The sequence below is a fragment of the Tissierella praeacuta genome, assembly GCF_040396155.1.
GTDB classification, from domain to species: domain Bacteria; phylum Bacillota; class Clostridia; order Tissierellales; family Tissierellaceae; genus Tissierella; species Tissierella praeacuta_A.
On sequence record NZ_JBEBOY010000016.1, the window covers coordinates 1 to 16,380 of the forward strand.

Genomic DNA, 16,380 nt, shown 5'->3' on the forward strand with positions numbered 1-16,380 from the left:
TGTACATTCTATTAAATAATTTAAAATCTTTTATTGACAATTCTTAGCTGGACTTTGTCATTTCAATTCACAATTAACAGATAACAATTTAAAAGGTTTTGTTTGGTTGTTTAGACATTATAAATTCATTATTTCCTGATAAATATTTATATATATTTACAGTATCAATTGCAAACTTAAATGTTTTATCATCAATTAGATTATTATTCACTAGACCACCTCTTTTAATTGTTCTTCTCTTAATTATCTAAATATTTTTCCGCCAATTTAAGTATTTCTTCATCTAATCCCATTATTCTAGCAATATTTAATGCATCTTTAGGGACTAATGTGTCCTTTTCCACTACCCTTAACCGATAGTCCATATATTTATTGATTATCTCCATTTTTTCCTCAGTATCTATTTTATCTGCTAATTCAAAAATATTTACCTTGGATAGTCCTACTACTTGCAGATGCACTACATTATCTAAATTTACTACATTGTCATAATGTGTAGTTAATAAAGTTATGGAATTTTTATCCTTTAGATAGGTAACTATTGCCTTGGATATAGCATATCCTTCTTCTGGGTTAGTACCCCTTGCTAATTCATCTATTAAGATTAGTCCTTCTTCATTGGCTTTTAACATGGCTTCACTAACTATTTTGATTTCTCCTCCAAAGGTAGATAGTCCTGAATCTGTTGACTGCATATCTCCAATTGAAGATTTTATAAATCTGTTTAAACCGATTCTCATATTTTTCGCTGGTACAAATAGACCATATTGCGCCATTGCTGACAATAATCCCACTAGTTTTAAACTAATGGTCTTTCCTCCCATATTTGCCCCTGTGATACAGGCAACTCCTTCTTTTAGTGATAAGGATATTGGAGTAAAATCTAATTTTTTATCTTTTAAAAAATCTGCTACTTTTGGATGTATTCCATCTTGGATTTCTACTATATGTTCTTTTATTATTTCTGGCTTTATTCCATTTATATCTAAAGCATATTTTGCTTTTCCTATTATTAAATCCAGTCTTCCTATATTTGCCATATTTCTAAATATTACTCTTCTTCTCTTTCCAACTTCCTTAGACAGCATTTCTCTTATTCTAATTTCTTCTCGTTCTTCTTTATCCTTTAAAATAAGAATCTCTCGTTCTAATTTATTCATATTTTCTGTTGGTCTTATGGCAAATTTTATATTCATATATGTTTCTGAAATATAGGTTAGATATGGATAGTTTTGGATTTTTTCTACTAGTTCCTTTTTGTCCTTTGACACCACTACAGACGAATCAGGTCTAAGGTCTAAATTCAGCTCTTCTTTTACCTTATCCTTGATAAATTTTTTCTCTAATTTTATTTTCTTATCTGCATTTCTTTTTCTTTCTCTAATATCCCTTAATTCTTCTGAATAAGCATCATATATATAAAATGTTGATATTCCTGTATTCTCAGGGTCTAGAGCTTTTTCTAAAGATTCTATAGGTTCTAGCTTTGTATCATTAAAAATTGGGATATTATTCTTCTTTATTAATTCATCTAAATCTCTGATTAAAAAAAGGAAGTTTTTTATTTCAAATAACTCTACTTCTGTAAGGATAAACCCCTCCATTGTACGTCTTACTGAGGTTCTTAAATCCTTTATATGAGCAAAGATATTGTTAAACTCCCTTCTGATTTCTTTATTTTTAACTGAAGGTAAGAAAGCTTCTATTTTATCTAGTTCTTTTATCAACTTTTCTTCTTCCCCTAATTCAAACGCTTTCATTCTTCCTTTATACATCATTCCATAGGGCGTAAGTGTGGAAATCTTATTTAATATATATTGAAAATCTAAAGACTCCTTGGTACTTTCATCCATGAATAACATACTATTCACCACCTAATATTAAATCCATTACTGGTATTTGACTTATATGGGATTTCATTTTTGATAAGAATTCTACCGGCTCAAAGTAATATCCTGCTGGTGCATATGGATTTAATGTTATTCCTACTAAATTTATCTTATCTAATACTTTGACTACTACACCTTGTCTCATGAATTTTAGCCAATCTTTTGGTCCTATAAATATTTTCGTACCATCTGTAATTACTATTTCTATGTTTTTATATTTTCTTGTGGATCTAGTTAAATCTTCTATTGTATTTTTTACTAAAGATCCTGGTATAACTAAGTATTTTGAATTATCCTTTAGATGGTCTCCTATTATTACTCCTCCGTTTAATGCTGTTTTCAGTGGTATAATGTCTACTTGATTATTTTCATCTATTACTGCTATTTGATTGTTATATATAAGTTTTCGTATAATTTCTCTTACTTCATTATCTTCAATAGCTGGAAGCCCCAAGGTTTTCGCTACATGTATTGTTTCCTCCATTACCTTATTCATATCTCTAGACAATACAGCACCTGTAGATAAAACAGTAGCCTCTGATATAGCTGGAGCTGCTTGGGATAGCCTGTCTAACGCTCCATCTATGATGACAAATTTAGCACCTAGATTTAACATAATATCAGAGACTGCTTTTATTTCAGAAAGGAGCTGGGGACCTGCTATTTGAACATAGCCCCCATCCCTTACTCTGCCTATGATTATTTCACCTAAGGGTGTTCTGTATTCTGTTACTTTTAATATTTCTATATTGGCGTCTCCTAATTCTAGCATTCCTGTTGCTGTAGCAATAAGAGCTCCTTCCTCTAGAAATATGCGTGGCTTTTCTGTTTCGGTCACAATATCTAATGATTCTCCATCACGACCTATGGAGGTTATACCAATGGGAATTCCCTCATCAATGGCTTCACCTATTAAATGGTTTAAAGCTACTGTCTTTCCACTATTTTTAGACATTCCTACTATGGATATTGTTTTGTACTTACCATTTATTAGTTCAAGCATAAAAAACCTCCAATAGTTTAACTATTTATCTCCTCTGTGTCTTCTTTCCAAATAACTTGGCTCTAAGGCTCTTACTTCTGGACCTTGAAGCAATTCTGCCACTCCTGTAATTCTTGCTTCTCTCTCACCTCTACATACTGGGCAATTACATGGTTCTTCTACCATTTGCGGCTCTGTATATGTTGTGATTATACCTTCATAGTTTCTTAGAACTACCTTAGTTGGAGATTGTGATATTACATATTGAGGCATTACTGGAGTTTTTCCTCCTCCACCAGGAGCGTCAACTACAAATGTTGGTACTGCATATCCTGATGTATGTCCTCTTAATGCTTCTATTATCTCAATGCCCTTAGATACTTTTGTTCTAAAATGCTCAATTCCCATGGATAGGTCACATTGATAGATGTAATAAGGTCTTACTCTCATCTTAACTAATCCATGTACTAAATCCTTCATTATATGTGGGCAATCGTTGATTCCTCTTAAAAGTACTGACTGATTTCCTAATGGAATACCAGCATCTGCTAATTTTGCACAAGCTGCTGCTGATTCTTTAGTTATTTCCTTTGGATGATTAAAGTGAGTATTTAACCAAATTGGATGATATTTCTTTAGCATATTTACTAAATCATCTGTAATTCTTTGTGGCAATACTACTGGTGTACGACTTCCAATTCTAACTATTTCTACATGTGGGATTTCACGAAGTTTCTTAATGATATATTCTAATACATCATCGCCTACTAATAGAGCGTCACCGCCTGAAAGCAATACGTCTCTTACTTGTGGTGTATTTCTAATATACTCTATACATGCGTCTATTCTATCCCTTGGTACACCCATATCATTTTGCCCTGCAAATCTTCTTCTGGTGCAATGTCTACAATACATTGAACATTGGTCTGTAATAAGGAATAATACTCTATCTGGGTATCTGTGAGTTAGTCCTGGTACTGGTGAATCCTCATCTTCATCTAATGGATCTTCTAAATCAGATGAACTAATATGTGTCTCCATTAATGTAGGTACTGCTTGCATTCTAACTGGACAATTTGGATCATCTGGATCCATTAAAGAAGCATAATATGGTGTAATACCTACTCTAAATTTTTCCATTACCTTACTGATATTGTTTTCTTCTTCTTCTGTTAGGTTTATTATCTGTCTTAGTGTCTCAACATCTGTAACTCTGTTTCTAACTTGCCACTTCCAGTCATTCCATTCTTCTTCACTAACATCTTTCCAAAGTTCAATTTCGCTGTAATGTCTCACTTATACTTCCTCCCTTTATTTAAATATTAATAATATTAAACAACAGAATTATTCTAATGTCTTAAGTGAATTCCCTATATTTGTTTCCTTAATTATGCATATAGTTTTTCGTAGATTTCTCTCATCTTTTTTGATTCTCTCATTATATCTAGAGTTATTTCTGCATGCCCTTTTGTATATCCATTTCCCATTACCATGGTTACATCTTTACCTACACCTTCAGCTCCTAGTGCTGCTTTTGTAAAGCTTGTAGCCATACTGAAGAAATAAACTATTCCTTCATCTTTTGTGATTAGTATAGATGACATTTCTGTATTTGGAACGTTTACTATGTTGATTACTATATCAGCCATTTTACCATCTGTAGCTTCACCAACTTTTTGCATCATTTCTACTGCATCTTGAGCATTTGCTTTTATTGTTATGTCGGTTAAACCAGCATCTTTTACTCTCTTTAATGCTTCGTCATTAATATCTACAGTAATAACCTTACCTGTTATTCCTGCTCTTTTCTTTGCTTCATATAGACAAAGCATACCTGCCTTACCAGTTCCACCTATCATTACTACTGTATCACCAGGTTTAACTAATTTAGCTGTCTGAGCTGGTGCTCCTGCTACGTCTAATAGTGATAATACTAAGTTTTCTGGCATATCTGATGGAATTACTGCATATAGACCTGATTCAAATAATATAGCCTTCCCTACTATATCCACTTGGTCTTTTTCTACTCTTACTTCTTTAATTTCGTCTATACGAAGTGGAGTTAATGATAAAGATACTAATGTAGCTATTTTATCTCCAACTTTAAGGTCAGTTTTTCCTTCTAATGCTGATCCGATCTTTTCTACTGTACCTATTAACATACCACCTGAACCTGTAACTGGATTTTGATGCTTACCTCTTTCTGCTACGATACCCTTCATTATCTTCTTGATTTCTTCTATGTCACCCTGAGCTTGCTCTTTAATTTGTGTAAAACTTGCTGAATCCACGTTTAAAGTTTTAACATCTATAAGTATTTCGTTGTCGTAAATTTCCATGTCGTTGTCAATTTTAAGTGCTGGTTGTGGTAAAACTCCTTTTGGTTCGATAACCCTATGTGTACCATATGGACATCCTTTTTTCATATAACATTCCTCCCCAGTATTTTAATTAATTTTTCATTAAACTTTCACTAAACTATTAATGCAAGTCTTATGCCAATCTAAATTTAATAATATAATTTGTGAATTAAAAGACGATGTTATGAGGTTTCTTATGATATTTTTATTTATTAATAGGATATTAGATTAGTAAAATAGGCTTCTTTATAGCCTTAACAGTGAGAATTATGCCGAAATTTAGGCGATAAGTTCAGAATTTGCGGACAAGTCTTAATTAATCTGTATATTAAATAAGTTGAAGATTTAAATCTTCAACTTATTTAATCGATATTGTAAGGTTTGCCTTGGTATTTTCAATAGCTCTGCTGTTCTTGTTATATTGTTATTTGTTTGTCTTAGTGCTTCCTCTATTATATTCCTTTCTGTTTCCTCTAATATTTCTGAAAGAGATACCTCATATATATCATAGTTCTTCTCAAGTTTCTTAAACTTATATGGTAGGTCATCTATATCTATTATCTCTTCGTCTGATATACTCATTATCCCTTCTATTAGATGTTCCAATTCCCTTACATTTCCGTCCCATTTATAGTCATTAAATATATCTAATACAGATTTTGAAATACCCTTTACCTTTTTTCCCAATTTATTATTGAATTTATTAATAAAATGATTCACAAGTACGGGGATATCATCTTTTCTATCTCTAAGTAATGGTACTTCAAAAGACACTACATTTAATCTATAGTATAAATCCCTTCTAATCTGTTTCTTTTCTACCGCTTCTTCCGGTGATGTATTTGTTGCAGCTATTATTCTAACATCTACCTTAATAGTATTGGTAGCACCTACTCTTCTTATAGTGCCATCCTGCAGAACCCTAAGGAGCTTAGATTGAAGTTCTAATGGCATGGAGTTGATTTCATCCAAGAATAATGTACCTTCATTGGCTAATTCAAATAATCCAGGTCTATCCTCTGCTCCAGTGAATCCTCCCTTTATTGTTCCAAATAGAATACCCTCTAATAGGTTTTCTGGTAAAGCTGCACAATTTTGTGTAATAAAAGGCTTATATCTTCTTGAACTTGCATTGTGAATGGAGTGGACAAATAATTCCTTTCCCGTTCCCGTATCTCCAGATATAAGTACAGAAACATCAGACTCTGCAGCCTTTAATACTAGAGATTTCAATCTTTTTATTTCCTTATTTTCACCTACAATATCTAATAAGGTGAAATAAGCAGATTCCTCATTTTTACCTGTAGAATTCTTTTCCATTTTGTTATTGTATAGCTTGTTTTGAAGATCTACTATTTTTTCGGACATTTCTCTTACATCCGTTATATCCTTTGAAATTTCCAACGCTCCTAAAATTTTTCCCTTTGATGTTATGGGAATGGAGCTATTTATAGTTGTAATCTTTTCACCTTTATAATTGAGAAATGTCTGCTCCTTTTTATGCATTGATTCTCCTGCACGAATTACTGTAAGGAGGGTGCTTGTTTCTTCTGTTAGTGATGGATATACCTCAAGTAAATGTCTACCTACGACTTTTTCCCTTTCTATACCATCTATACCTTGAGCAAATTTATTATAGTATACAATTATTCCATTTTTATCAATAATATGTATACCTTCTTCTAAATAATCAAGAATTTCCAGTACATTCTCCCTAAAGAATAAGTCCTTCACAGTATCTCCCCTTTAGCTGCTTAATTTTAGGCAGTTATAGCCAAAAATTAGGCACCTAAGTGCCTAATTTTAATTAATATTTAGTTTGTCTTCTCCATTTGCATTTTCATCATTTCCATATAATCCACTGAATTTTTTTCATCTACTTTAGGCATTTCTATCTTTATATCTTTACTATTTATATTACTATGATTTGTACTATAGTTAATACCTAATTTAATTATCCCTTTAACTTGTGGTATAGATTTTTCTTTATCATCATTAGATTTATTTGCAACTTCAGCAAATTTTTCTAAGTCAATTCTTAAATCAATGTTTCCAGACTCATGAACTATATATCCATCTTCATTGATTCCATATTCCATTACTATACCTTTATCTCCTAAAATCTTAACATCTTTATATTTTTCCATAAATTTACTGAATTCTGCTTTAAATTCTGGTGTTTTCTTTTCAATTTCTGCTAATTCATTTTTAACATCAGATTTTTCTGTTTCTGAAACCTTAGATACACTCATAACAGCCTTAATATATTCCTCAACAAAATCCATAGTTGCTTCATTATCTAAAGCATAGTTTACTGAATATTTTACAAGCTCTTTTAGAGTTGCATCATCCATTTTTATTTCGTATATATCTAATTTTTCGTTGCCTACTAATTTAGTACCTTTTCCATTAACTATTTCAATTCCTGGTTTAAAATCTTTTTGAATTTCTTTCATGAATTCTGCAAACTCTGGTTGAAAATCTCTGCTGAATTTCATTATTTCTTGAAGATTCACACCTTCATTTGATGATTTAGCTATTTTCTCAAAATCATATACTATGTATTTCTTTTGAGGATCATCTGGGAACATGGCATTCATCATTACTTGAGGCATTTCTATTATTTCTTTAACATTAGGTTTATCTATTGATATATCTGAATCAACCCAAACCTTCATATCCATGCCCATGCCGCCAAAGTTCATATTTACATTTGCTTCTGCTTTAGATGCTGTTTTCTCTTTATTTTGCACCTGTTTCATATTCATCTTAATAGTTGAATTATTTACTGCAGAAGCTACTTGCTGTAAAACTAATTGTTCATCTTCTGCAAATCCTTCTCCTTCAAGAGTAAATCCCATTTCCATATCTGATTCAAATGAAGTTATATCTTGCATTTTGTTTAAAGCGTTATATAATTTAGACTCTCCACCAACACAACCTGTAACTGATATAGCTAATGCTAGCAATAACGCCAATACTGACAATTTTTTCATGTAATCCCTCCTTAATTTATAAATACCTATGGTATAATTATAGCAGTCTATACTATTAATATGCAAGGAATTTAGAAAAAAATATAACTATAGTCACAAAATAAGAACCCATCTTATATGATGAGTTCCTATTTCATTAATTAGAATGTTAATGTACCATTTTCATCCTTTATTATTTGCAGTATTTGTTCCTCTCTTCCATCCAGGGCATTGATATAGATTATAAAATCTGAATCATTGTATTTACCTTTGAATTCATAGCATAAAATTTCTTCTTTTCCCTTTGGTATTAGGGCTAGTCGAATAGAATCTATGTTAAAATTCACTTTAACTTTAGATCTTGCTTCGCTTTCATCTATATGTGGAGTATCTATGTTTCTATCATGATGATTCATATAATATGCGGAAGCATCAAATCCTACTATTTCTCCAGTATCTAATGCTACCTTAACCTTAATTAAATCTGGATATACTGTTACATTATTATCTTTATATACAAAGTTAAATAATATTGTTCCATTATATTTTAATGAGTAATTAGGCTCCATATTTTCAAAGCCTTTATCTCTTAAATATTTTAATGCTTTTTCTTCTGCATTTTTTATTGACAGTTTTGCATTAGAAACTGGTCTTGGATTTGCCATCCAAACTACCTTACCACCTTGTCTAGATACACCAATATATACCGCTAAATCTTTTTGCTGATTTTTAGGATATACATGGAATGTATATGCCGGTATTTTTACTTCATTAATATTTTTTCCTTCCTCAAATGCCTTTATATTATTAACATTATCTCGACCAAAGAAATCCTGTGCTATATTCTTTGCTTGATCCACTGATACCTTCTCATTTGGAAGTCCTACAGGTTTTCTATTTATAATTTGATCTGAAAAAGGTCCATCATATATTAACTCAGGGGTTTTAGCCATTTGTTTATCCATAGTTACTAAAGATGTTTGGAATACGTTTTCATTACCTTTTTGTACCTTTTTATTTTGTGTGTTACTTAGTGATCCTATGGAAAAGTCTGATCCCATTAGACTCTCATGGATTTTTGATAGCTCAGCATTAAATTTAGCAGAGTTAGCTTGAAGACCATTTAGAGCTTCCCTTTGTTCTTTTGTCACATCTTCTCCTTGTAAATGCCTTTGTATTAAATACGAAGAGTAATCTGCTGCCTGTGTAAGAAATTTTTCTGTCTTTGCAGACTCTGCGTGAGTTATTGGCATCTGAGCCAATTTATCCTTTGCCAAATATGCTTCATTCATGATTTGAGAAAACAATACTATATTATGCTCTTTTGAACTTGCCAGCAATGACTTAGATAAATTTACTTGAACATTTTCCACATGCTTTTTTACATCAAAAAATAATCTTTGATAAGTATTTTCCAATGCTATTTCTTGCTGTTTTCTTACTTGATATTGATTATATCCCCAAACTAAAGCCGCAATAAGTAAAAGACTAAGCAGAGTTGGGGCAATAAAACTTCTTCTATTTTTCATATTTACCTCCTATAGTCCAAACCAGTGCTTACCAATTTTTAATATTACTTTTCTTGACCATATCCATTTGGATGTTGCTGTAACTGGGTTCCAATAATATAAACATCCATAGGTAGGGTCCCACCCATTTAATGCATCTCTTGCTGCATTTATGGAGTCTTTATTTGGAGTTAAATTTATTTGCCCATCGGCTACTGCCGTAAATGCTAGGGGCTGATATATTACTCCTGCTACAGTATTTGGGAAAGATGAACTTCTAGTTCTATTGAGGACGACAGCTCCTACAGCTACTTTCCCAACATAAGGTTCCCCCCTAGCCTCGCCATGTATGGCCCTTGCCAATAGATATTCATCAGTCTTTCTATTTACTCCTTGAGCTGATGTTGTTACAGTCGCTGTAGCCATACCTAATGCATTGGCTGTAGATGGTCCTACTACACCATCTACTTTCAAACCATTTTTAGCTTGAAACTTTCTAACTGCTCTATAGGTCCTTGCACCATAAATTCCATCTACAGCTCCATCATAGTATCTCCATCTAAGAAGTTTATCTTGTACTGTCCTTACATCTTGACCTTGTGCTCCCCAATACAAAGTTCTAGGACTGAAGAATGAACTATATCTTTCTGCTGTTGGTTCATAAAATAGAAATACTGAAAGAAACAGAATACTTAAAGTAGTTGTAATTATAATAAATTTTTTCAAGGTTATTTACTCCTTTCATCATTTTTCTTATTTTTAGTAATTTTCCTTATTTTATACATAAACAAATAATAAACCTGCAATAAATATTATTATTGTAGGTTTATTATTTGTTTATATTTATTAATCTTGACTAATCCTTTCCCTTTATCTTTAGTAATTGCAGATTTATCTTTGGTAATTTCCAGCTGTCCACCTTTCTTATTATCCTTTTTAAATTTTTTTATGATTTCTGCAGTCTTCCATTTTAATTTTAATTTTGGCTGTTCTTCTTCTATTTCTTGCTCTAGCTCTGGCTCTAATTCCTTTTCTAAATTATAGGCAACTGAATGGGTAATATCAACGAAACATAATGGAGGAAACATTACACACCACCAATTTTGTCCCTTTCCTTCTCCTAATGTAATAAGAAGTGTTTCATATTCTCCTGAAGGCAATACTAGATTTCCATATTTCCTTGTAGGAAAATTATCTTGACCTAAACTTATGGCAACATCATAATCTTTACCTTCTTCTTCAATAACTCTTTCTGTTATATATTTCATTTCTTTCATATTTTCCTTTATTACTTTTCGACTTTCTTCTAGTGATTTAGTATCTTTAAATTTCTCATTCATCTCCTTTAATATTTCATCTCTGATTTTAAGTTTTAAAGCTTGATCTTCTTCCATATCACTATTGGCTCTTATATGAAACCTAATGATTTTATCTTCAAAACTATTTCTCATCTTTCTCTCTATGGTTGGATGAATTATATAACTGAAACTAATAATAAATATGTATAATACCAGTACTAATCTTTTATATTTCACTTCTTTTCCCCCTAACTTATATACTTGTCCTACTAGTAAATATTCTTGCCTCAATTATTAATTTATATACATAAAAAAATACTACAGTTAAAAACTGTAGTATTCTTTGTTGATTATTTACCTATTCCTTTAAGTACCATATCCACAATATTATCATTTCTTATATTATCTAAGGATCCATCATGGGGAATAGCTGCTTTTAAATGTCCACTATTTATAATGCCTAAAAATATAATAGTAGCTATATCTTTATCTATACTTGGATCCAATTCTCCTCCATCAATTCCCTCTGAAATTATCTGCAAGGTAAAATCAAATACTTTTTTATCTGTTTCTTGAATATACTCTTTGACTTCTTTTAAAATATTTTCAAATTGGTAAAAGGATCTCTCTATTAAATGAGCATGTATATCAATAAATTTAGAATGATAGTTAAGTACGCCTATCATCTTGTTTCTTATACTTTTCTCCATTAGAACAGTTTCTTTTAATCCTTCAAAATACGTATCAATAATATACATTACCATTTGTTGAAATATCTCTTTTTTGCTGCCAAAATATTCATAAATCGTGCCTTTTCCGATTCCTGCTTCTTTTGCAATATCTTCGACCTTTCCACGATAAAATCCATATTCCCCAAATACCTTCATTGCCGCCTCTATAATTTCAGTTTGTCTTTTCTCCCTTAACAGACTCAATTTCTCACCTCTTTTTATACATTAGAATTGCTCTTCTTTAGTCCTTTTAACCTTGATTTAATCCTAATAGAAAAATCATCAAATACTGTATATAACACTGGAACAAATACTAATGTTAAAACCGTTGATAAAGTCAAACCACTTATAACTACTATTGCCATTGGTGCTTGCATTTCTGCCCCTTCACCTATTCCAAGGGCTAATGGCACAAGACCTAGAATTGTAGTCAAAGTTGTCATTAGAATAGGTCTTAATCTAACTGGACCTGCAATAGTAATCGCTTCAAATCTTTCCTTACCTTCCTTACGTAAGATATCTATATAATCTATCAATACAATACCATTGTTAACTACAATACCAGCTAACATGATAATTCCTATAAATGCTGTTACACCTAAAGCTTTTCTTGTAATGAAAAGACCTAAGAAACCTCCGCCAAATGCTAATGGTATTGTAAACATGATGATAAATGGATTGATCAAAGACTCAAACTGAGCCGCCATTACCATGTAAATCAAAATAATAGCAAGAACAAGTGCCAATAAAAGTTGCTTAAAGGCATCAATCATTTGTTCATTTTCCCCACCTATTTTATAGTGATATCCTGATGGAAATTCATAATTCTCCAATTTTTTATCTATATCCAAGCTGATACTTCGCAAATCTCTCCCAGATATTTGACTTGTAACTGTAACTACTCTTTCTTGATCTTCACGACTTATTTGAATAGGCCCCTTTATTATGGATATATCGGCTACTTGACTTAAAGGTATATTCATACCAGTTGGAGTGGTAATATCCAATTGTCCAAGATTAGATAAGCTTTCTGTGATATCTTCTGTTGCTCTTATTACTACATCCAGTTCATCTCCTTGGTCCTTATATTTAGCAACTACAGTTCCTGATGCTCCTCCTCTAATTGCAGAAGCTATTTGTGAAGTAGTCAATCCATATATTGCAGCATTTTCCTTATTCACTTTAATTTCCACTTCAGGTACTGCTTCGCTTATACTAGTTTTAACATCTCTAGTTCCATCTACGGATTCAACCATCTCCTTAAAATCATTGGATATATTTTCAAGGACTTCTAATTCGTCACCTTTAATACTTATACTAATAGGTGCACCAGAACCGCTCATACTGCTACTTGAGAATTCAGTTACTGTGATTTCCGCTCCAGGAATATCTTTTACAAGTCCTCTTATTTCTTCCGCAACTTCTTTTGTACTTCTTTTTCTGTCCTTTAATTTGACTAAATTAATAGAAATAGAGCCACTAGTTTTCGTATTAATGCTACTGCTTCCCATACCTCCTGAAGTTACATTAGCAAATACTACATCTATTTCAGGTATATCTACAAGTTTTCCTTCTACGATTTTTGTCATTTCATCTATTTGATGAATATTAGAACCTAAAGGCATATCTACATTAATAGTCATACTTCCCTCATCAGTTGAAGGAAAGAACTCCATTCCTACCCCTGCTAAACTGACTATACTTACAGCGAAAATAATTACTGAAATAGCTATGGTAGTTTTTCTTCTCCTAAGACCTAGCTCCAATAATGATTTATATTTATTTTCTAGCTTTTCAAATATATTATCAAAGACTTTATAAATAAAATCTAATTTTTTCTTTTTGCCTCCGCCCTCTTCACCATCAATTGTCAAGATCTTAGATGACAGCATAGGAATGAAGGTTAAAGCTACTACTAAGGATGCCGTAAGTGATAAAGTAACTGTCATGGCGAAATCCTTAAATAAAATTCCAACCATTCCATCAACAAACACTATAGGTAAAAATACTGCTATAGTTGTAAGAGTTGAAGCTGTAATTGACAATCCAACTTCCTTAGCTCCTTTTATGGCAGCTTCTTCTTTAGAATATCCTTCAGATCTAAACCTATAAATATTCTCAAGTACTACAATTGCACTATCCACAAGCATACCTACTGCTAAAGCTAAACCTCCTAAAGTCATCATATTTAATGTAATTCCATTAAAATATAACAAAATAAATGAAGCAATTAAAGATATAGGTATTGAAGTTCCTACAATGAAAGTAGACCTTATATTTTTCAAGAAAATATACAAAACCAAAATAGCAAATACAGAACCCATAATAACATTATCTATTACATTATTAATCGAATCTTTTATAATAGTAGAACTATCTACTACTATTTCCATCTTAATATCTGGATAATCTTTTTTAAGCTTTTCCACTTCTTTATTAACTAAATCTGCTACTTGCACTGTATTTTTACCAGATTGTTTTTTTATAGAGATATTAATACTATCTTCTCCATTGGTTCGAGAAATTGCAGTAATATCCTTGTTTTTCAACTCTACTTGTGCTATATCCTTTAAGGTAATTACCATACCTGTATTAAGTGTAATAGGCATGTCCCGGATTTCATCTATGGAATTAAATTCTCCCATTACCCTTATGGTAAGGTCCTGTTCTCCATTATTTACAGTTCCTCCGGGAAGATTTATATTAGCTGCACCCAGTAGCTGATTTAATTGATTTATATTTAAACCATATCTTGATAATTTGCCGATGTCAACAGCTATTTCAATTTCATCTATAAGTCCACCACCAATATCAATGGAGGCTACACCATCTAATCTTTCAAATCTCTGTTTGAAAGTATCCTCTGCCAATGACTGCAAACTTGATAGGCTTCCACTAGTAGATAAAGCTATCTGTACAATTGGCATAGAATTTGGGTCTAATTTAATTACCATTGGCTGTGTAGCATCATCTGGTAAAGTCCCCTTAATTAGATCTACTTTCTCTCTCATTTCCAATGTGGCAAAATCCATACTTGTTCCTGTATTAAATTGAGCAATTACTATGGAACTCCCCTGTAAAGATATTGAATTTATCGTATCAATATTTCCTACTGTAGCAATTGCACCTTCAATTCTCTTAGTAATTAAATTCTCTATTTCCTGAGGTCCAGCACCTGAATAAGATGTAGAAACAATGGCTACAGGTATTTCTATTTCCGGATAAAGGTCAATTGGTAACCCTTTCAATGAAATTGCTCCAAAAATAATAACTACCAAAACTATCATTGTTATGGTAACGGGTTTTTTAACAGCAAAACTTGATAAACTCACTATTATTCCCCCTCTACTACTTTCACTTTTCGTCCATTTTCTACATAATGTTGTCCCTTTACAATAACCTGTTCATCTGTTTTTAATCCTTCTTTAATCTCGGCGTATTCTCCTGTATCCAATCCTAAAATAACTGTTTTTTCAACTGCATGATCATCTTCTACTACAAATACTATTTTCTCATCATCTTTATCTAAAACAGCATCACTTTTAATTGCTATAACTGACTGGATTTCATCTAAATTTAATTTTACCTTTCCGTTCATTCCAGGTTTAATTTTTTTATCTGGATTATCTACGTATAGCTTTATAGAGTAAAGATTACTTCCAATATCAGCCGTCGGACTAATATAGCTAATAGTACTAGTTATATCTTCATCAAAAGCTGCTGGAATGATTACATCTGCTTTCTGCCCTATGCTTAATCTGTTAACTACATCTTCAACAACATTTATTTCCATATAAACCTTGTCCATATCAACAATTGTAGCTGCCATTTGTCCACTGCCAACAATTTGACCTTCCTTCACATTTAATGCAGATACAACTCCGTCCATTGGTGCTTTAACAACTGTATTATTTAGATTATCTTCCATTTGATCATAGGATATCTGTGCTTGTTTTAGCTGGCTTACAGCTTGTTGATACATGGTTTCTGCTTGTTCCAATTGACCAGCTGCGGCTTCTAGATTCATATCACTAGCAGCTAATTCTGCCTGTTCCAATTGGCTTTTAGATATAATTCCTTCCTCATAAAGTTCTCTATTTCTTTCTAGATTTAACTTAGCATTTTCTATTCTTTCCTTATTTAGTTCATAATTAGCTTTTGCTACCTTTAAACTGCTTTCAGATTGCACAACACCATTATTTGCTATTTCAATGGCATTAGCCGCTTGCTCAACATTCTTTAAAATAGTATCCTGCTCTACTACAAATAGTATACTGCCTTCTTTTACTACATCGCCTAACTTAACATTTACACTAGAAACTGTTCCTGATACTTTTGGTAAAACTGCTATCTCCTCATTTGCTAATACTTTTCCATTAAATTTAATATTATTTGCGATAGTTTGAATACTTGCTTTTTCTACCTCAACTGGTATGTAAGTTTCTTCTTCAACTTCTGCATTAGACTTTGTCACCTTGTTACATCCAGATAGCATCCCTATTATAACTACTAGAGTAAAAATTAATACGACATTTGTTTTGAATCTTTTATACATTTTTATGTCCCCCCAAATCAATCATAAATTCTTTCAGAACCGGACGGTCGGTCAGTGTTTTCCATTATATTATAGTCACCTT

The 16,380-nt window shown here is 31.9% G+C and carries 13 protein-coding genes; all 13 read right to left on the reverse strand.

Annotated elements, in window-relative coordinates; all coding sequences use genetic code 11:
* Positions 1 to 88 precede the first annotated feature (88 nt).
* Positions 89 to 211, reverse strand: a complete 123-nt coding sequence (locus tag ABWP20_RS09365) for a hypothetical protein (protein WP_353095536.1) — start codon at positions 209 to 211, stop codon at positions 89 to 91.
* Between the two features lie 28 nt (positions 212 to 239).
* Entirely contained in the window at positions 240 to 1,862 is a 1,623-nt protein-coding gene (gene kamC / locus ABWP20_RS09370) for a lysine 5,6-aminomutase reactivase ATPase KamC (protein ID WP_353095537.1), read from the reverse strand.
* Position 1,863: 1 nt separating this feature from the next.
* Positions 1,864 to 2,892, reverse strand: a complete 1,029-nt coding sequence (kamB, locus tag ABWP20_RS09375; RefSeq protein ID WP_353095538.1) for a lysine 5,6-aminomutase reactivase subunit KamB — start codon at positions 2,890 to 2,892, stop codon at positions 1,864 to 1,866.
* Between the two features lie 21 nt (positions 2,893 to 2,913).
* The gene (gene kamA / locus ABWP20_RS09380) at positions 2,914 to 4,167 is read right to left on the reverse strand and encodes a lysine 2,3-aminomutase (protein ID WP_353095539.1); all 1,254 of its coding nucleotides are present in this window, start codon (positions 4,165 to 4,167) and stop codon (positions 2,914 to 2,916) included.
* 92 nt (positions 4,168 to 4,259) lie between these two features.
* Entirely contained in the window at positions 4,260 to 5,297 is a 1,038-nt protein-coding gene (gene kdd / locus ABWP20_RS09385) for an L-erythro-3,5-diaminohexanoate dehydrogenase (protein ID WP_353095540.1), read from the reverse strand.
* Between the two features lie 279 nt (positions 5,298 to 5,576).
* Complete coding sequence (locus tag ABWP20_RS09390) at positions 5,577 to 6,965, reverse strand: sigma-54 interaction domain-containing protein (protein WP_353095541.1); 1,389 nt, start codon at positions 6,963 to 6,965, stop codon at positions 5,577 to 5,579.
* An 80-nt stretch (positions 6,966 to 7,045) separates the two neighbouring features.
* Positions 7,046 to 8,227 carry a hypothetical protein gene (locus tag ABWP20_RS09395; RefSeq protein ID WP_353095542.1) on the reverse strand — a complete coding sequence of 394 codons (1,182 nt, stop codon included), beginning with the start codon at positions 8,225 to 8,227 and terminating at the stop codon, positions 7,046 to 7,048.
* A gap of 140 nt (positions 8,228 to 8,367) precedes the next feature.
* Positions 8,368 to 9,735 carry a germination protein YpeB gene (gene ypeB, locus ABWP20_RS09400; protein WP_353095543.1) on the reverse strand — a complete coding sequence of 456 codons (1,368 nt, stop codon included), beginning with the start codon at positions 9,733 to 9,735 and terminating at the stop codon, positions 8,368 to 8,370.
* A gap of 9 nt (positions 9,736 to 9,744) precedes the next feature.
* Positions 9,745 to 10,440, reverse strand: a complete 696-nt coding sequence (gene sleB / locus ABWP20_RS09405; protein WP_353095544.1) for a spore cortex-lytic enzyme — start codon at positions 10,438 to 10,440, stop codon at positions 9,745 to 9,747.
* Positions 10,441 to 10,529: 89 nt separating this feature from the next.
* On the reverse strand, positions 10,530 to 11,249 hold the full coding sequence (spoIIR, locus tag ABWP20_RS09410) for a stage II sporulation protein R (protein WP_353095545.1): 720 nt from the start codon (positions 11,247 to 11,249) through the stop codon (positions 10,530 to 10,532).
* Between the two features lie 113 nt (positions 11,250 to 11,362).
* A complete protein-coding gene (locus tag ABWP20_RS09415) occupies positions 11,363 to 11,947 on the reverse strand; it encodes a TetR/AcrR family transcriptional regulator (RefSeq protein WP_353095546.1) in 585 nt (194 codons plus the stop codon).
* Between the two features lie 14 nt (positions 11,948 to 11,961).
* Positions 11,962 to 15,075, reverse strand: a complete 3,114-nt coding sequence (locus ABWP20_RS09420) for an efflux RND transporter permease subunit (RefSeq protein WP_353095547.1) — start codon at positions 15,073 to 15,075, stop codon at positions 11,962 to 11,964.
* A gap of 2 nt (positions 15,076 to 15,077) precedes the next feature.
* Entirely contained in the window at positions 15,078 to 16,298 is a 1,221-nt protein-coding gene (locus ABWP20_RS09425; RefSeq protein WP_353095548.1) for an efflux RND transporter periplasmic adaptor subunit, read from the reverse strand.
* Between the last annotated feature and the right edge of the window lie 82 nt (positions 16,299 to 16,380).